General features: G+C 68.1%; 16 protein-coding genes. 15 read left to right on the top strand and 1 reads right to left on the bottom strand.

Annotated features, from left to right (window positions below; genetic code table 11):
• Positions 1 to 85: 85 nt before the first annotated feature.
• Positions 86 to 1957, top strand: a complete 1872-nt coding sequence (locus tag O5M90_RS07775) for an ATP-dependent DNA helicase (RefSeq protein ID WP_269840653.1) — start codon at positions 86 to 88, stop codon at positions 1955 to 1957.
• A gap of 52 nt (positions 1958 to 2009) precedes the next feature.
• On the opposite strand, the gene O5M90_RS07770 is transcribed toward O5M90_RS07775, so the two are convergent.
• A complete protein-coding gene (locus tag O5M90_RS07770; RefSeq protein WP_269840569.1) occupies positions 2010 to 2855 on the bottom strand; it encodes an outer membrane protein assembly factor BamD in 846 nt (281 codons plus the stop codon).
• A gap of 55 nt (positions 2856 to 2910) precedes the next feature.
• Here O5M90_RS07770 and O5M90_RS07765 point away from each other — a divergent pair, with 55 nt between their 5' ends.
• The 14 genes from O5M90_RS07765 (at position 2911) to hflX (ending at position 17813) form a co-directional block, all read left to right on the top strand.
• A complete protein-coding gene (locus O5M90_RS07765) occupies positions 2911 to 3927 on the top strand; it encodes an RluA family pseudouridine synthase (protein ID WP_269840568.1) in 1017 nt (338 codons plus the stop codon).
• Between the two features lie 259 nt (positions 3928 to 4186).
• Entirely contained in the window at positions 4187 to 4903 is a 717-nt protein-coding gene (gene scpB, locus O5M90_RS07760) for an SMC-Scp complex subunit ScpB (protein ID WP_269840567.1), read from the top strand.
• Positions 4900 to 6921: a pseudouridine synthase gene (locus O5M90_RS07755; protein WP_269840566.1), complete on the top strand. Its 2022-nt coding sequence runs from the start codon at positions 4900 to 4902 to the stop codon at positions 6919 to 6921. The genes scpB and O5M90_RS07755 overlap by 4 nt, the downstream gene beginning before the upstream one ends.
• A gap of 87 nt (positions 6922 to 7008) precedes the next feature.
• Positions 7009 to 7434, top strand: a complete 426-nt coding sequence (ndk, locus tag O5M90_RS07750; protein ID WP_137941745.1) for a nucleoside-diphosphate kinase — start codon at positions 7009 to 7011, stop codon at positions 7432 to 7434.
• A gap of 55 nt (positions 7435 to 7489) precedes the next feature.
• The gene (gene rlmN, locus O5M90_RS07745; RefSeq protein ID WP_440401926.1) at positions 7490 to 8626 is read left to right on the top strand and encodes a 23S rRNA (adenine(2503)-C(2))-methyltransferase RlmN; all 1137 of its coding nucleotides are present in this window, start codon (positions 7490 to 7492) and stop codon (positions 8624 to 8626) included.
• 26 nt (positions 8627 to 8652) lie between these two features.
• Positions 8653 to 9459: a type IV pilus biogenesis/stability protein PilW gene (pilW, locus tag O5M90_RS07740; RefSeq protein ID WP_262969563.1), complete on the top strand. Its 807-nt coding sequence runs from the start codon at positions 8653 to 8655 to the stop codon at positions 9457 to 9459.
• 10 nt (positions 9460 to 9469) lie between these two features.
• A complete protein-coding gene (locus O5M90_RS07735) occupies positions 9470 to 10372 on the top strand; it encodes a helix-turn-helix domain-containing protein (protein WP_269840565.1) in 903 nt (300 codons plus the stop codon).
• Positions 10373 to 10374: 2 nt separating this feature from the next.
• Positions 10375 to 11649, top strand: coding sequence for a flavodoxin-dependent (E)-4-hydroxy-3-methylbut-2-enyl-diphosphate synthase (gene ispG, locus O5M90_RS07730; protein WP_262969561.1), 1275 nt, complete (start codon positions 10375 to 10377; stop codon positions 11647 to 11649).
• Positions 11650 to 11653: 4 nt separating this feature from the next.
• A complete protein-coding gene (gene hisS / locus O5M90_RS07725) occupies positions 11654 to 12967 on the top strand; it encodes a histidine--tRNA ligase (RefSeq protein ID WP_269840564.1) in 1314 nt (437 codons plus the stop codon).
• A 43-nt stretch (positions 12968 to 13010) separates the two neighbouring features.
• Complete coding sequence (locus tag O5M90_RS07720) at positions 13011 to 13691, top strand: YfgM family protein (RefSeq protein WP_269840563.1); 681 nt, start codon at positions 13011 to 13013, stop codon at positions 13689 to 13691.
• Complete coding sequence (bamB, locus tag O5M90_RS07715) at positions 13688 to 14815, top strand: outer membrane protein assembly factor BamB (protein ID WP_269840562.1); 1128 nt, start codon at positions 13688 to 13690, stop codon at positions 14813 to 14815. Before O5M90_RS07720 ends, bamB begins: the two co-directional genes overlap by 4 nt.
• A gap of 48 nt (positions 14816 to 14863) precedes the next feature.
• A complete protein-coding gene (der, locus tag O5M90_RS07710) occupies positions 14864 to 16198 on the top strand; it encodes a ribosome biogenesis GTPase Der (protein ID WP_137941752.1) in 1335 nt (444 codons plus the stop codon).
• Between the two features lie 90 nt (positions 16199 to 16288).
• Positions 16289 to 16537: an RNA chaperone Hfq gene (hfq, locus tag O5M90_RS07705; RefSeq protein WP_137941753.1), complete on the top strand. Its 249-nt coding sequence runs from the start codon at positions 16289 to 16291 to the stop codon at positions 16535 to 16537.
• A gap of 31 nt (positions 16538 to 16568) precedes the next feature.
• Positions 16569 to 17813: a GTPase HflX gene (gene hflX, locus O5M90_RS07700; RefSeq protein ID WP_262969557.1), complete on the top strand. Its 1245-nt coding sequence runs from the start codon at positions 16569 to 16571 to the stop codon at positions 17811 to 17813.
• Positions 17814 to 17816: the final 3 nt, after the last annotated feature.

Here is a 17816-nt window from a genome sequence, read left to right as displayed (position 1 = left end):
GCAGTGGGTGGCCGCCGCCTTCGACCGTGGCGGCCCGTTGTCCCGGGCCGATCCCGGTTATTCGCCGCGCGAGCCCCAGCTGCTGATGAGCCAGGCGGTCGCCCAGGCGATGGCGCGGCGCGAGGCCCTGGTAGTGGAGGCGGGCACCGGCGTCGGCAAGACCTTTGCCTACCTGGTGCCGGCCCTGCTGTCGGGCGGCCGCGCCCTGATCAGCACCGCGACCAAGAGCTTGCAGGACCAGCTTTTCCTGCGCGATCTGCCACGCCTGTGCGAGGCCTTGCAGACGCCCACCCGCATCGCCTTGCTGAAGGGCCGCAGCAGCTATCTGTGCCTGCACCGGATGAAGCATGCGCGCCACAGCGCCGAGCTGCCGGACCGGCGCGCGGTGATGCTGCTGGCCCGCGTCGAGCAATGGGCGCAGCAGACCGTCAGCGGCGATCTGGCCGAGATGGAGGGGCTGGACGAGCGCTCGCCCATCATCCCCATCGTCAGCTCGACGCGCGACAACTGTCTGGGTTCCGACTGCCCCGAGTTCCGCGCCTGCCATGTCGTGAAGGCGCGCCGCGAGGCGATGGAGGCCGATGTGGTGGTGGTCAACCACCATCTGTTCTTTGCCGATATGGCGCTGCGCGACAGCGGTGTGGCCGAGCTGCTGCCCGGGGTTGATGTCGCGGTGTTCGACGAGGCCCACCAGCTGCCCGAGGCCGGCGTGCAGTTTCTCGGCACCTTGCTGGGCACGGGCCAGTTGCTGGACTTCGCCCGCGATGTGCTGGCCCAGGGCCTGAGCGAGGCGCGCGGCCTGCAGGACTGGCAGGGCCTGCACGCCGGGCTGGAGCGGGCCGCGCGCGAGCTGCGCCTGGCCTGCGCCGGCTCGATGAAGGAGGTGCGCGGCATTCTGAAGCTGCGCTGGCAGGAGCGTGCCGGCAAGCCCGGCTTCGCCCCCGCGCTGGGCGAGGTGGCGCGGATGGCTGATCTGGCGGTCGAGATGCTGGCCACGGTCAACGAGATCTCGCCCGACTTCGTGCGCCTGCACGAGCGCGCCCAGCAACTGGCCGAGCAGGCCCGGCATTTCGCGGCGGCGCCCGAGGCCGGCGATGTGCGCTGGATCGATCTGAGCCCGCACCAGGCGCGCTTGGTCGAGTCGCCGCTGGACATCCGCGATGCCATGCAGGAGCAGCTGGCGGGGCCACCGAAAGCCTGGATCTTCACCTCGGCGACGCTGGGCGACGATGAGCGGCTCTCCTGGTTCACCGAGCCGGCCGGCCTGGACAGCGCGCGGGTGCTGCGCGTCGGCAGCCCCTTCGACTATCCCGCACATGCGCGGCTCTACATCCCGCGCGGCTTCCCCAAGCCCAGCGAGCCCGATCACCCGCTGGAGGTGGCGGCAATGGCGGCGCGTTGTGCCCGCGCGCTGGGCGGCCGTACCTTTGTGCTGACGACCACCTTGCGCGCCTTGCAGAGCATTGGCGATGCCTTGCGTGAGGAGTTCGAGCGCGGCTTCGATGCGATCAAGGTGCTGGTCCAGGGCGCGGCGCCCAAGCGCTTGCTGCTGCAGCAGTTCATGGCCGACCCTTGTGCGGTGCTGGTCGGCTCGGCCAGCTTCTGGGAGGGCATCGATGTGCCCGGCGATGATCTGCAGTGCGTGCTGATCGACAAGCTGCCGTTCCCGCCGCCCAGCGACCCGCTGGTCGAGGCCCGTGTGCAGCGGCTCGAAGCTGCCGGCCGCAATGCCTTTGCCGAGTTCTTCATCGCCGAGGCCGCGATCGCGCTGAAGCAGGGGGGCGGCCGGCTGATACGCAGCGAGACCGACCGTGGCCTGCTGATCGTCTGCGATCCGCGCATGGCCGGCATGAACTACGGCCGGCGCCTGCGCGAGGCCTTGCCGCCGATGACGCGGCTGGCCAGCGAGGACGAGGCGCTGGACTGGCTGCGTCTGCTGGCCGCCGAGCGGGCGTAAGGGCGGGCGTAAAAAAGCCCGCTGCTGCGGGCTCTGTCTTTGGCGCTGCGGCTTACCAGACCTGCCACCAGGCGCGCTTCTTGCCGGCAAAGCCGGCGCTCAGATAGGCGCTGTCCGGGAAATTCTGCTTCAGCACGCGCTCGGCGTCGTCGCGCAGCGGCTTCAGGTTCAGCTTCTCGTAGCTCTGCATCATGATGTAGAGCGCCTCCTCGGCCGATGGTGCGCGCTGGAACTCGGTCACCGCCTGCTGGGCGCGGTTGGCCGCCGCGACATAGGCGCCGCGGGTGTAGTAGTAGCGCGCCACATGAACCTCGTAGCTGGCCAGCGTGTTGGTGATGTAGTCGACGCGCAGGCGCGAGTCGTCGGCGTACTTGGAGTCGGGGAACTGCTCGGCCACCTGCTTGAAGGCCAGCAAGGCATCGCGCGAGGCCTGCTGGTCGCGCTCCGAGATGTCCTGGCGGGCCAGGCGGCCGAACAGGCCCAGGTCCTCGTTGAAATTGACCAGGCCCTTCAGGTAGAGCGCGTAGTCCAGCGCCGCGCTCGACGGGTTGTTCTTGATGAAGCGGTCCAGCGTCACGATGGCGGCGGCGCGCTCGCCGCTGCGGTACTGGGCCCAGGCCAGATCGAGCCCGGCCTGCTGCGCCATCAGCGTGCCGGCAGCGCGGCCTTCGATGCGCTCCAGCGTCTTGATGCCGCGGTCGTAGCTGCCGCTGGCGATGTCAGCCTTGGCGTCTGCGTACAATTTGTCCAGATTGGCCTGCGAGTTCGGATCATCCGTTGGAGTGGAAGAGCAGGCCGCCAGCAAGGCCAGGGCGCCGGCCGCGACCAACGTGGCGAGCCGCGAGGCGGTTGCTGGGTTCGCCGGCGCCTGGGGGCGCTGCACGCAGTTTTCTGTCATGGTCCATGCCGGTGCCATGGCACCGAACTTCAGCTGAAATTGGAGAATTGATTATATGGTTCAGGCCTCGCCTGCCCTGGAGCTCTCGTCCGAGAGCGACGCCAGTGAAGAATTACAAGAACTCGAACAGGCGGAACAGCGCGAGGCCATGGTGGATGAGGCCGGCCATGGCCAGCGCCTGGACAAATGGCTGGTGGCGCTAGCACCGGAGTTTTCGCGCAACCATTTGCAGAGCCTGATCGAGCGCGCTCATGTGCAGATCAACGGCCAGGTCGCCACCAGCGCCTCGCGCAAGCTGCAGGCCGGCCAGCGCGTGCAGGTCGAGTTGCAGCCGACCGCCGAGAGCCGCGCCTTCCGTGCCGAGCCGCTGGCGCTGAACATCGTCTTCGAGGACGAGCATCTGATGGTGCTGGACAAGCCGCCGGCCATGGTCGTTCATCCGGCCGCCGGCAACTGGTCGGGCACGGTGATGAACGGCCTGCTCGCCCATCATCCGGCCGCCGCGACCCTGCCGCGCGCCGGCATCGTGCACCGCCTGGACAAGGACACCTCGGGCCTGATGGTGGTCGGCAAGACCCTGGAGGCGGTCACCGCGCTGAGCCGCATGATCGCGGCCCGCGAGGTGCATCGCGAGTATCTGGCGCTGACCCACGGCCGGGTGCCGGAGCAGATGACGGTCGATGCGCCGCTGCGGCGCGATCCGGCCTCGCGGGTCAAGATGGCGGTGCTGTCCAGCGGCAAGCCCTCGCGCACCGATGTCTATGGTCTGGCCCAGACCGAGATCGAGAACCGCAGCTACAGCGCCGTGCACTGTGTGCTGCACAGCGGCCGCACCCACCAGATCCGCGTCCATCTGGCCAGCAAGGGCTACCCTCTGGTGTCCGACGCGCTCTATGGCGGCGCGCCGGCTTTCGGCCTGGCGCGCCAGGCCCTGCATGCGGCGCGGCTGAGTTTTGCCCATCCGATCCAGGGGCGGTCGCTGGTATTTGATGCGCCGCTGCCACAGGATTTGGCCAATAGTTGGGCTTTGGCCGGGCTGCCGATGCCGGAGCTGCCGCCGTTGGCGGATTGAGCGCGCTACAATCGTGGCAACTTGGTTCAGCCGAGCGCGGCGGATGTCGTACCAATCCGCAGCGGCGCCTGGACCGAGGCCGTGCAGGCCATGCTCATCCCCGTGAGGGCTAGTTTGAAACCGCCCGGCCGATATGCCCCGCCTCCCATGTCGCTGAACAGGTCAGCCCCGGAGCCGGTTGCCCTGACCCGAACAGCCCGCTGAGAACAGCGACTTGATCAATGCCCGCCCGTACCGGTGAGCCAGCCGACAGCAGTCGATGAACACACAGGATGCAAAGCGCGTCCTCGAGACCGCGCTGATTTGCGCCCAGCAGCCGCTCACCTTGCGTGAGCTGCGTACCTTGTTTGCCGACGGCGTCGGCCCGGATACCTTGCGCAGCCTGCTGGACGAGCTGGTGCGCGACTGGGACGGGCGGGGCGTCGAGCTGGTGGCGGTGGCCTCGGGCTGGCGCTTCCAGAGCCGGCCGGAGCTGCGCGAGTATCTGGACCGCCTGCATCCGGAGAAGCCGCAGCGCTATTCGCGGGCCGTGATGGAGACGCTGGCCATCATTGCCTACCGCCAGCCGGTGACGCGTGGTGATATCGAGGACATCCGCGGCGTCGTGGTGTCCACACAAATTGTCAAACAGCTGGAGGACCGGGGCTGGATCGAGGTGATAGGCTATCGCGAGGCGCCGGGTCGTCCGGCCCTGTATGCAACGACCCGCCAGTTCCTTGATGACCTCGGGCTGTCCAATCTGGAGCAATTGCCCCTGTTGAGTGCCGGTGGCGAGCCGGGCCCCGAGTTGGGCCAGCTGCTGCAGGCACAGAGTTCGCTGCTGGAAGACGGCAGCCCAGAGGCGCAGGCCGTCAGCGAGCCTGCCGCCGCATCTGAATCCGAATCCGCGCCCATGGCTTCCCATGCGGGCGCTCCCGTTCCGGCTCTGCCGGACTCCGACCCTGAAGCCACCGAGAAGGTGCAAGCCGACGCATGAATTCCAACGACACCGATCCCAAGGCCGCCGAGGCCCCGAGCGACGCTCCCGAAGCCGCACCGAAGCGACGCCGTGCGCCGGCGCGCGCCAAGGCCGAGACCGTGGCCGATGCAGCGGCGCCTGAGGCTGCGGCCGAGGCCAAGCCTGTGAAGCCGCGCGCACCGCGCAAGACGGCGGCCAAGAAGGTCGACGAGGCCGTGGCCGAACCGGTGATCGAGGCGGCGGCGCCGGTCGAGGCTGCCGTGGCGGAAGAGGCTGTGGCGCCCAAGCGCCGCGCACCGCGCAAGACGGCGGTCAAGGCCGAGTCGGTCGACGCGGCGCCGGTGCAGCTGATGCTGGAGGCGGCGCCTGCCGCCGAGCCGGTCGCTGTCGATGCCGGCGAGCCCCAGGAGTCGGCAGAGAGTGCCGAGGGTGCCGAGTCTGCGGGCGAGCGCGAGCCGCGCGGCAACCGCAACCGACGTCGTGGCCGCAAGGATCGCAATGAGGCTGCCGATGGTGCCGAGCCTCGCGAAGCCCGCGAGCCCCGTCCCCCGCGTCAGGACGCCGTCGCGCCCGAGCAATTGCAGGCCGAGACGGTCGAGCGCTTCGCCCAGGTGCTGGCCGGTGAGTTCGATGCGGCCGATGAAGAGCCGGTGGCCGAGGTCGAGGAGCAGGAGGTCGAGACCAAGCGCGTGCTGGCGCCCGAGCCCGATGCGCCCAAGCTGCAGAAGGTGCTGGCCCAGGCCGGCATCGGCTCGCGCCGCGATATCGAGGACATGATTGCCGAGGGCAAGATCGAGGTGAACGGTGGGGTGGCCCATATCGGTCAGCGCATCTCCTTCGGTGACCGCGTCCATGTGGCCGGCAAGCCGATCAAGGTGCGCATCTCGCCGCCGCCGCCGCGCATCCTGGCCTATCACAAGCCGACCGGCGAAGTGGTCAGTTTCAATGACCCGGAGGGCCGTCCCACCGTGTTCCGCCACCTGCCCAAGCTCTATCAGGGCAAATGGCAGTCGGTCGGCCGGCTGGACCTGAATACCGAAGGCCTGCTGCTGTTCACCAACTCGGGTGAGCTGGCCAATCAGCTGATGCACCCGCGCTTCGGCGTCGAGCGCGAGTACGCGGTGCGCGTGCTGGGCACGCTCAGCGACGAGCAGCGCAGCCGCCTGCTGGAAGGCGTGATCATCGAGGGCCAGAAGGCCGGCTTCAAGAGCATCGAGGATGGCGGCGGCGAGGGTGTCAATCGCTGGTACCGCGTGGTCATCACCGAAGGCCGCAACCGCGAGGTGCGCAAGCTGTTCGAGGCCGTGGGTCTGGTGGTCAGCCGCCTGATCCGCATCCGCTACGGCACCGTGGTGCTGCCGCGCGGCCTCAAGCGCGGCGTCTGGGTGGAGCTGGGCGAGGACGATGTGCGCGTGATCCGTCGATTGGCCGGTGGCCCGCAGCAGCCGCGGGACGCGCAGCGCGAGTCGCGTGAGCCCCGCGAAGGTCAGGCGCCGCGTGGCGAGCGCGGTGGCCAGCCGCGCAATGAGCGCGAGCGTGGCAACGAGCGCTCGAACAATCGCCGCAGCGACGGCCGCCAGGCTGGCGTCGGCCCGCGCCCGAGCCGTCCGGAGGCGCCTCGCGAGCGTGCGCCCGAGCGCCCGTCCGAGCGTTTCAACGAGCCGCGCGCCAATGAGCGCCCGGACCGCGACGACGAGGACGGTGACGACTTCATCCCGCGCAATATCAATCCGCTGGAGCAGACCTTCGACCGCCGTTTTGCGACCGGCAGCAAGCGTATTCCGCAGGGCTTCGGTGCCGGTGGCAGCGCCCAGGACCGGGGCGGCAACCGTGGCGGCGGCAACAAGGGCGGCCCGCGCGAGCCCGATCCGATGCAGACCTCGGTCGGCTATATCGGCGGTGATGCCTTTGTGCGCCGTGGCGGCGGCGGCGGTGGTCGCTCCGGTGGCGGTGGCGGCCGCAGCGGCGGGGGCGGGGGCGGTCGCTCCGGCGGCGGTGGTGGCCGTGGCGGCGGCTTTGGCGGCCGCAACCGTTGAGTTCCCGATGCCGGCCTTCATGGGGCCGGCATCTTCAGGCATTACAATCCAAGGCTTTGCCAAGCCCAAGATTTCAGGAGAATAACCATGGCTATCGAACGTACCCTCTCTATCATCAAGCCCGATGCCGTGGCGAAAAACGTCATCGGCCAGATCTACGCCCGCTTTGAAGGCGCCGGCCTGAAGGTGGTTGCCGCCAAGATGGCACATCTGTCGCGTGGCGAGGCCGAGGCCTTCTACGCCGTGCACAAGGCACGCCCCTTCTTCAACGACCTGGTGACCTTCATGATCTCCGGCCCGGTGATGATCCAGGCGCTGGAAGGCGAAGGCGCGATTCTGAAGAATCGCGACCTGATGGGCGCCACCGACCCGAAGAAGGCCGAGAAGGGCACGATCCGCGCCGACTTCGCCGACAGCATCGATGCCAACGCCGTGCACGGCTCCGACGCTGCCGAGACGGCCGCTCAAGAGATCGCTTTCTTCTTCCCCGGCATGAATGTCTACAGCCGTTAATACGGCCCAATGCCTCTTGTGCTCTGGCCTTGAGGCTGGATCAAAGAGGTAAACAATGAACACGGCCAACCTGCTCGGTTTGACGAACCTGCTCGGTTTCGATCTGGAGGGTCTGGCCGCGTACTGCGAGCAGCTGGGTGAGAAGCGCTTTCGCGCCACCCAGCTGTTTCGTTGGATCCATCAAAAAGGCGCATCTGACTTCGCTCAGATGTCCGACCTGGCCAAGTCGCTGCGCGACAAGCTGGCCACCCGGGCGCACATCGCTGCGTTGCCGGTGATTTCCGAACATGTCTCGACCGACGGCACGATCAAGTGGCTGTTCGATGTCGGGGCTGGTGATGCGGTCGAAGCGGTGTTCATTCCCGAAGACGACCGCGGCACCCTGTGCATCTCCTCCCAGGCTGGCTGTGCGGTCGGTTGCCGCTTCTGCTCGACCGGCCACCAGGGCTTCAGCCGCAATCTCGACACGGCCGAGATCATCGCCCAGCTCTGGTTTGCCGAGCACAGCCTGCGCAAGCGCCTGAATACCGAAGAACGCGTCATCTCCAATGTCGTGATGATGGGCATGGGCGAGCCGCTGCAGAACTACAGCGCCCTGGTGCCGGCGCTGAAGATGATGCTGGACGACCATGGCTACGGCCTGTCGCGCCGTCGCGTGACGGTCTCGACCTCGGGCGTCGTGCCTATGATCGACCGGCTGCGCGACGATTGCCCGGTGGCGCTGGCCGTGTCGCTGCACGCGCCGACCGACCCCTTGCGCGACCAGTTGGTGCCGCTGAACAAGAAGTACCCGATTGCCGAGCTGCTGGAGGCCTGCAATCGCTATCTGGACAAGGCGCCGCGGGACTTCATCACCTTCGAGTACTGCATGCTGGACGGCGTCAACGATACGCCGGAGCAGGCTCAGGAACTGGTGGCCCTCCTGCGCGGTCATGTCTCCTGCAAGATCAATCTGATCCCCTTCAATCCCTTCCCGGCCTCGGGCCTGAAGCGCAGCTCGAACGAGCGCGTCAAGGCCTTTGCCGAGGTGCTGATACAGGCCGGCCTGATCACGACGATACGCAAGACCCGCGGCGACGATATCGACGCCGCCTGCGGCCAGTTGGCGGGCGAGGTGCAGGACCGCACCCGCGCCCATGTGCGCATGGTGCGGGCGCCGGTCAGCGTGGTCCGCCCGAACCGCCCCGCCTAGCTCTCCCACCAACCTCGACACCCTCAATGAACCAGCTTCTGCAGCTTTCGGTCTTTCGTGCGGCAACGATGGTGCTGTCGCTGGCCCTGCTGGCGGCCTGTGCGGGCGGCCCGCGCGGCCAGACGGCCGAGGTGCGCACCGCCTCGGATCAGACCGATGCCGACCGCCGTGCTGCGGTGCGCATCGAGCTGGCCTACGGCTACTTCTCGCGCGGCCAGTACAGCACCGCGCTGGACGAGCTCAAGCAGGCCCTGCAGGCCAAGCCGGACATGCGCGAGGCCCTGAATCTGCGCGGCCTGGTCTATGCGGCGCTGGGCGAGATTCCGCTGGCCGAGGAGAGCTTTGCGCGCGCGCTGAGCCTGAATCCGCGCGACCCCGATACGCTGCACAACTACGGCTGGTTCCTGTGCCAGCAGCGCCGCTGGCCCGAGTCCTATGCCCAGTTCGATCTGGCGCTGGCCCAGCCGCAGTACCGCGGCCCCTCGCGCTCGCTGCTGGCCAAGGGCGTCTGCGAACTGGCCGCCGGCCAGCTGCCGGCCGCCGAGAAGACGCTGGCGCGCGCCTTCGAGATCGACCCGGGCAACCCGGCCATCGCCGTCAATCTGGCCGATGTGCTGTATCGCGGCGGCCAGTTCGAGCGGGCGCGCTTCTATGTGCGCCGCGTCAATGCCCAGCCCGAGCAAAGCAGCGCGCAAAGCCTGTGGCTGGCGCTGCGCATCGAGCGACGCCTGGGCAACACCGCCTCGGTGGATGAGTTGAGCCAGCAGCTGCGGCGCGGCCATGCGCAGTCGCCCGAGGCGCTGGCCCTGGACCGGGGTCGATTTGATGAGTGAAGGGGAGCGCATGTCTTCGATCCTGAGCGAGGCCGAGGCCCCGCCGCTGGCCGTTCCGAGCCCGCAGAGCGCCGGTGCCTGGCTGCGCGCGGCACGCATGGCCCAGGGCCTGCACATCGCGGCGCTGGCGGCGCAGCTGAAGGTGCCGCAGGCCAAGCTGGAGGCCCTGGAGGCCGACCGCTACCAGGATCTGCCGGACCTGACCTTTGCGCGCGCGCTGGCCAAGGCCATGTGCCGGGTGTTGAAGGTCGATGCGGCGCCGGTGCTGGCGCTGCTGCCGCGCGGCGATGAGGCGGGCCTGGACCGCGTCTCGCGCGGGCTCAACCAACCCTTCCGCGAGCGCCCCGGGCGCGAGGACACGGTCTCGCTGGACTGGCTCAAGCGCCCGCTGGTGTGGGCGCCGGCCGGCCTCTTGCTGGCCGCGCTGGCGATCTATCTGCTGCCGACCCAGTGGCTGGGTTCGCTGGATGCCTTGGGCGGCAGCGAGGCCGAGCAGGCCGCGATCCAGCCGGCCGAGCCGGCTGCCAGCACGGTGGCCGAGACCCCGCCGCTGCCGCCCGCCGAGCTCGCGCCTTCCGCTGTGGTGCAGCCCGCCGTGGTGCAAGCGGCCCCGCCGGTGGCGAGTGCGGCAGCGCCCGTGGTGGTCCCTGCGAGTGCACCGATGCTGGCCGTCGGCCAGGTGCCGCTGAGCATCAAGACCTCGGCCGAGTCCTGGGTCGAGGTGGTCGACACCAGGGGTCAGGTCTTGTTTTCCAAGCTGATGCGCCCGGGCGAATCGGCCGCGCTGGCGGCTCAGCCGCCGCTGCGGCTGCGGGTGGGCAATGTCTCGGGCACCGAGATCACGCTGCGCGGTGCGGCCGTCGATCTGGCGGCGCAGGCCAAGGACAATGTCGCGCGACTGGAGTTGAACTGAACATGATTGACACGCAAAGCACGATTGCACAGGCCATCGAGGCGGCCAACCCGGCCGCGCGCCGTTCGCGCCAGGCCACGGTGCGCTGGGGTTCGCGTATCGTGACGGTGGGGGGCGCTGCGCCGGTGCGGGTGCAGTCGATGACCAATACCGACACGGTCGACGCGATCGGCACCGCCATCCAGATCAAGGAGCTGGCGATCGCCGGCTCGGAGATGGTGCGCATCACCGTCAACACGCCCGAGGCCGCCGATGCGGTGCCGGCGATCCGCGATCAGCTCGACCGCATGGGCATCGACGTGCCGCTGATCGGCGACTTCCACTACAACGGCCATCGCCTGCTGACCGAGCACCCGGCGATGGCGCAGGCGCTGTCCAAGTACCGCATCAATCCCGGCAATGTCGGCAAGGGCGACAAGAAGGACCGCCAGTTCGCGATGATGATCGAGGCGGCGGTCAAGTACGACAAGGTCGTGCGCATCGGTGTCAACTGGGGCAGCCTGGACCAGGAGCTGCTGGCCCAGATGATGGACGAGAACGCGCTGCGCGCCGAGCCCTGGGACGCCAAGCAGGTGATGTACCAGGCGCTGGTGCAGTCGGCCCTGAGCTCGGCCGACTATGCGCGCGAGCTGGGCCTGAACCCCGACAACATCATCATCAGCTGCAAGGTCAGCGGTGTGCAGGACCTGATCTCGGTCTATCGCGCGCTGGCCGCGCGCTGCGACTATGCGCTGCACCTGGGCCTGACCGAGGCCGGCATGGGCACCAAGGGCACGGTGGCTTCCAGCGTGGCCTTGGGCATCCTGGCCCAGGAAGGGATTGGCGACACCATCCGCGTCTCGCTGACGCCGCAGCCCGGCGAGTCGCGCACCCAGGAGGTGGTGATCGCCTCCGAGATCCTGCAGTCGCTGGGCCTGCGCGCCTTCAATCCCAGCGTCACCGCCTGCCCCGGTTGCGGCCGCACGACCAGTACCACCTTCCAGGAGCTGGCCAAGCAGATCGACGACTTCCTGCGCGCGCAGATGCCTGTCTGGCGCAGCAAGTACCCTGGCGTCGAGAACATGAAGGTGGCCGTGATGGGCTGCATCGTCAACGGCCCCGGCGAGAGCAAGCATGCCGATATCGGCATCAGCCTGCCCGGCACCGGCGAGGCCCCGGCCGCGCCCGTCTTCATCGACGGCGAGAAGGCCCTGACCCTGCGCGGCGAGAACATCGCCACCGAGTTCCACGCGCTGGTCGAGAACTACATCGAGAAGCGCTTCGGCGCCACGGCTTGAATCCATGACTGAGCAGAAGAAGATGCAGCCGCTGCAGGCGGTGAAGGGCATGAATGACATCCTGCCGCCGGAATCGGCGCGCTGGGAGTGGCTGGAGGCGAAGATGCGCAGCGTCTTGCAGCGCTATGGCTATCAGAATGTGCGCACGCCCATCGTCGAGCCGACGGCGCTGTTCGTGCGCGGCATCGGCGAGGTGACCGACATCGTCGAGAAGGAGATGTACGCCTTCGAGGACCGTGCCGACAAGCACGGCCAGGCCGAGCATCTGGCGCTGCGCCCCGAGATGACGGCCGGTGTGGTGCGGGCGATGATCGAGCACAGCTATCTGCGCGACTCCGGCCGGCGGCTCTACTACTTCGGCCCGATGTTCCGCCGCGAGAAACCGCAGAAGGGCCGCTACCGGCAGTTCCACCAGATGGGCGTCGAGGCGCTGGGCTTCAATGGCCCGGATGTCGATGCCGAGGTGATACTGATGGGCAGCCGCCTGCTGCGCGAGCTGGGCCTGGTCGAGGACGAGCATGTGCGTCTGGAGCTGAACTGCCTGGGCTCGCCGGACGAGCGCCGCGCTCACCGCGAGGCCCTGATCGCGCACCTGGAGGCGCACAAGGAACTGCTGGACGAAGACAGCCAGCGCCGCCTCTACACCAACCCGCTGCGCGTGCTGGATACCAAGAACCCGGCGCTGCAGCAGATGGCCAATGCGGCGCCTCGGCTGCTGGACTTCCTCGGCGACGCCTCGCTGGCGCATTTCAACGGCGTGCGCGCCATCCTCGATGCGGCCGGCGTCAAGTACACGATCAATCCGCGCCTGGTGCGCGGCCTGGACTATTACAACCTGACCGTGTTCGAGTGGATGACCGACAAGCTCGGCTCGCAGGGCACGGTCTGTGGCGGCGGCCGCTACGACGGCCTGATCGAGCAACTGGGCGGCAAGCCGGCGCCGGCGGTGGGCTTCGGCATGGGCCTGGAGCGCATGCTGCTGTTGCTGGAAGAGGTCGGTGCGCCGGTCGAGGTGCCGCAGCCGGATGCCTATGCCATCGTGCCCTCGGCCGAAGGCTTGCCGCAGGTGATGGTGGCGCTGGAGCAGTTGCGTGCCGCCGGCGTCTCGGTGGTCCTGCATCCGGGCCAGTCCAGCATGAAGTCGCAGTTCAAGAAGGCCGACGCCTCGGGTGCGGCTTTCGCGCTGGTGTTCGGCCCCGACGAGCTGGCCCAAGGCCTGGTGGCGGTCAAGCCGCTGCGCGACGCGGCGGCCGCCCAGTTCACCCGCAGTCTGGCCCAGGTGGCCGACTGGGCCGGTGAACTCCGGCTCAACGCATAATCGCGGCTCATTCCTTCCCCCTCTTACAAGAACACTTTCCCTCATGGCGTCTCATCTCGATCTGGAAGAACAGGAACAGCTGGACCGGCTGAAGGCCTTTTGGAAGCGCTACGGCAACCTGATCACCTGGGGCCTGACCCTGGCGCTGACGGCATTCGCGGGCTGGAATGGCTGGAACTACTGGCAGCGCGAGCAGGCCGTCAAGGCCGCCGCGATGTTCGATGAGCTGGACCGCGGCGTGCAGGCCGGCGATGCCGAGCGCGCCGGGCGCGTCTTTGCCGATATGAAGGAGCGCTTCCCGCGCACCGCCTACACCGCCCAGGCGGCGCTGCTGGCCGCCAAGGTGCAGACCGACAAGGGCCAGCTGGATGCCGCCAAGGCCAGCCTGGCCTGGGCCGCCGAGTCGGCCGGCGAGGGCGAGTACCGCGATATTGCGCGTCTGCGTCTGGCCGGCTTGCAGCTCGATGCCAAGCAGTATGACGAGGCCGCCAAGACCCTGGACGGCGTCAAGTCGGCCGACTTTGCCGCGCTGGTGGCGGATCGCCGTGGCGACCTGGCCGTGCTGCAGGCCAAGCCGGATCAGGCCAAGACCGAGTATCTGAAGGCCTATGCCGCGATGGACAAGACCCTGGACTACCGCCGCCTGATCGAGGCCAAGCTGGCCATGCTGGGCGTGACCCCGCCCGATGAGGTGGCCGCCGCCGCATCCGGAGCCGCGAAATGAGGGCCGCCGTCAAACCGCTGAGCGGCCTGCTGCTGGCCGTCGCGCTGAGCGCCTGCTCGGTCTTCAATCCTTCCAACGCACCCAAGCCGGCGCCGCTGGAGGCCGTGGCTTCTGCGGGCGCCGAGCGCGTGGTCTGGAGCCTCAAGCAGGACGGCCTGCAGTTCCCGCTGTCGATTGCGACCGCCGGCCAGCAGTTCATCGTCGCCAGCTCGGACGGCGTCGTGCAGTCGCTGCAGGCCGACAGCGGCGCGCTGCTGTGGCGCGGCGAAGCCGGTGCCAAGCTCAATGCCGGCGTCGGCAGCGACGGGCGCTTTGCCGCCGTCGTGACCCGCAACAACGAGCTGGTGGTGCTGGACGCCGGCCAGCCGGTCTGGCGCAAGACGCTGACCTCGACCGTGCGCGCCGCGCCGCTGGTGGCCGGCGAGCGCGTGTTCGTGCTGACCGTGGATCGCCAGGTGCTGGCCTTCGATGCGCTGGACGGCCGCCGCCTGTGGGATCTGCGCCGCCCCGGCGATCCGCTGACCCTGCTGCAGCCCGGCGTGATCGCGGCCTACAAGGACACGCTGGTGGTCGGGCAGGGCGCCCGTCTGGCCGGCGTCGATCCGCTGCGTGGCACTTTGCGCTGGGAGGCCAGCGTGGCCAACCCGCGCGGCACCAACGAGGTCGAGCGTCTGGCCGATCTGGTCGGCCCGCTGCTGCGCCAGGGCGAGATCCTGTGCGCCCGCGCCTTCCAGTCGGCGGTGGGCTGCGTCAATGCCGAGCGCGGCAGCGCGCTTTGGAGCCGCAATACCGGCGGCACCCAGGGTGTCGGCGGTGATGCGCAATTTGTCTTCGGTGCCGATGGTTCGGACCGCCTGACCGCCTGGAAGATCGCCAACGGCGATGTGGCCTGGACGGCCGAGCAGTTCCTGAACCGCAAGCTGAGCGCGCCGCTGAGCATGGGCAGCAGCCTGCTGATCGGCGATTTCGAAGGCTATGTGCACATCGTCGCGCGCGACACCGGCAAGACCCGCGCGCGTCTGGCCACCGATGGTTCGCCCATCGTGGCCGCACCGGTGGCCCTGGGTGGCACCGTGCTGGTCGCCACCCGCAATGGCGGTTTGTTTGCGATCAAGCCTGAATAAGGCCGAGCAAGCGCGCCGCCCAACGTCAGAGAAAAGAACAAGAAGATCATGAAACCCGTCATCGCCCTGGTCGGCCGCCCCAATGTGGGCAAGTCCACGCTGTTCAACCGCATGACCAAGAGTCGTGACGCCATCGTGGCCGACTTTGCCGGGCTGACTCGCGACCGCCATTACGGCGATGGCCGCCTGGGCGCGCGCGACTTCATCGTCATCGACACCGGCGGCTTCGAGCCCGACAGCACGACCGGCATCGTCAAGGAGATGGCCAAGCAGACCCGCCAGGCGGTGGCCGAGGCCGATGCGGTGGTCTTCGTTGTCGATGTGCGCACCGGCCTGTCGGGCCAGGATCAGGACATCGCGCGCTATCTGCGGCAGGCCAACAAGCGCATCTTCCTGGCCGTCAACAAGGCCGAGGGCATGAGCGAGTCGCCGCTGCTGGCCGAGTTCCATGAGCTGGGCATGGGCGAGCCGCATCCGATTTCGGCGGCCCATGGCCAGGGCATCCGCAGCCTGCTGGAGGCGGTGCTGGAGCCCTTCGAGTTCGAGGAGGACGAGGAGGCCGGGCCGGAAGAAGATGGCGTGATCCGCCTGGCCGTGGCTGGCCGCCCGAACGTGGGCAAGAGCACGCTGATCAACACCTGGCTGGGCGAAGAACGCCTGGTGGCCTACGACATGCCCGGCACCACGCGCGATGCGATCTCGGTCGACTTTGAGCGCAACGGCCAGAAGTTCCAGCTGATCGACACCGCCGGCCTGCGCCGCAAGGGCAAGGTGTTCGAGGCGATCGAGAAGTTCTCGGTGGTCAAGACCCTGCAGGCGATTGCCGATGCCAATGTCGTGCTGCTGCTGCTGGACGCGACCCAGGGTGTGTCCGACCAGGACGCCCATATTGCCGGCTACATCCTCGACAGCGGCCGCGCCGTGGTGCTGGCCGTCAACAAATGGGATGCGATCGACAGCTACCAGCGCGAGCAACTGCAGCGCTCGATCGAGCAGCGCCTGGCCTTTCTGAAGTTCGCGCCCATCCACAATATCTCGGCGCTCAAGCGCCAGGGCCTGGGCCCGCTGTGGAACGCGATGGCCGACGCCTACGCCTCGGCCTTCAAGAAGATGACCACGCCGGTGCTGACGCGCCTGATCCAGGAAGCGGTCGAGCACCAGACGCCCAAGCGCAGCGGCCATTTCCGGCCCAAGCTGCGCTACGCCCACCAGGGCGGCATGAATCCGCCCATCGTGATCGTCCACGGCAACTCGCTGGAGGGCATCACCGAGGTCTACAAGCGCTATCTGGAGGGCCGCATCCGCGCCCACTACAAGCTGACCGGTACGCCGCTGCGCATCGAGATGCGCTCGTCAAAGAATCCGTTCGCCGATAAAGAATAAAGACGATTCCGGCATTCGGGGCAACCCTGCTTTCCCTGTGTTAAGGTGGAAGCCTTCCAACCCAACTCCCCTTCCAACACGGAGCATATCGTGAGCAACAAAGGCCAACTCTTGCAAGATCCCTTCCTGAATCTGCTGCGCAAAGAGCATGTGCCGGTGTCCATTTACCTGGTCAACGGCATCAAATTGCAAGGGCATATCGAGTCCTTCGACCAGTACGTGGTCTTGCTGCGCAATACCGTGACGCAGATGGTTTACAAGCACGCCATTTCCACCGTGGTGCCCGGTCGCGCGGTGAATTTCCACGCTGCCGATGGCGGCGCCGGCGAAGCCACTTGAACGCGCGGGGCAGCAGCCCCATCGCAAAACCTTGAGTTCCTCCCCATCCTCCACGCTCGCGTCGCCGCCCTTAGAGGCGGCGCGCGCCATTCTCGTCGGCGTCGATTTCGGCCGTTCCTCGAGCTACGCATCGACTTTCGATCCCACCCTGGACGAGCTGGCCTTGCTGGCCGAATCGGCCGGCGACACGCCGGTGGCCAAGGTGATCGCGCGCCGCCAGGCGCCCGATGCGGCGCTGTTCGTCGGCTCCGGCAAGGCCGACGAGATCAAGCTGCTGGTGCAAGCGCACCAGGCCCACACGGTCCTGTTCGACCAGGCGATCTCGCCGGCCCAGCAGCGCAATCTGGAGCGCGTGCTCGGCGTGCCGGTGGCCGATCGCACCGCGCTGATTCTCGAAATCTTCGCGGCCCGGGCGCAAAGCCATGAGGGCAAGCTGCAGGTCGAGCTGGCGCGGCTGCAATACCTGGCCACGCGCCTGGTGCGGCGCTGGAGCCACCTGGAGCGCCAGAGCGGCGGCATCGGCATGCGCGGCGGCCCCGGCGAAGCCCAGATCGAGCTGGACCGCCGCATGATCGACGACCGCATCAAGGTCACCAAGGAGCGGCTCAAGAAGGTGCAGCGCCAGCGCACGACCCAGCGCCGCGCGCGCGAGCGCAACAGCGTGTTCCGCGTCTCGCTGGTCGGCTACACCAATGCCGGCAAGTCCACGCTGTTCAATGCGCTGGTGAAGGCGCGCGCCTATGCGGCCAACCAGCTGTTTGCGACCCTGGACACCACCACCCGCTCGCTGTACCTGGAGGCGGCCGGCGCCAGTGTCTCGCTGTCCGACACGGTGGGTTTCATCCGCGATCTGCCGCACAAGCTGGTCGAGGCCTTCAAGGCCACCTTGCAGGAGGCGGCCGAGGCCGATCTGCTCTTGCATGTGGTGGATGCCGCCAGCGCGACGCTGGACGAGCAGATGGTCGAGGTCGAGCGGGTGCTCGACGAGATCGGCGCTGCCGACATCCCGCAGATCCTGGTCTACAACAAGCAGGACATGCTGGACGAGAATCAGCGGCCGCGCGCAGCGCTGGACTGGATCGAGCGTCCGGGCGGCCTGCGGGTGCCGCGCGTGTTTGTCAGCGCGCTGACCGGCCAGGGCCTGGATGTGCTGCGGGCCCAGATCGTTGCGGCCATGGGCATCGCGCCGGCCGCAGACTTGAATGCGCAAGAGCTGACCCCATCTGAAGCAGGCGAAAGTGCGGAAAATGCCGCCACCGCCCTACAACACCAATGACAG

This window comes from Paucibacter sp. M5-1 (genome assembly GCF_027498415.2).
Lineage (GTDB): Bacteria > Pseudomonadota > Gammaproteobacteria > Burkholderiales > Burkholderiaceae_C > Roseateles_E.
Note: the sequence above shows the minus strand (reverse complement) of the source record. Positions and strands in the feature narration are given on the sequence as shown.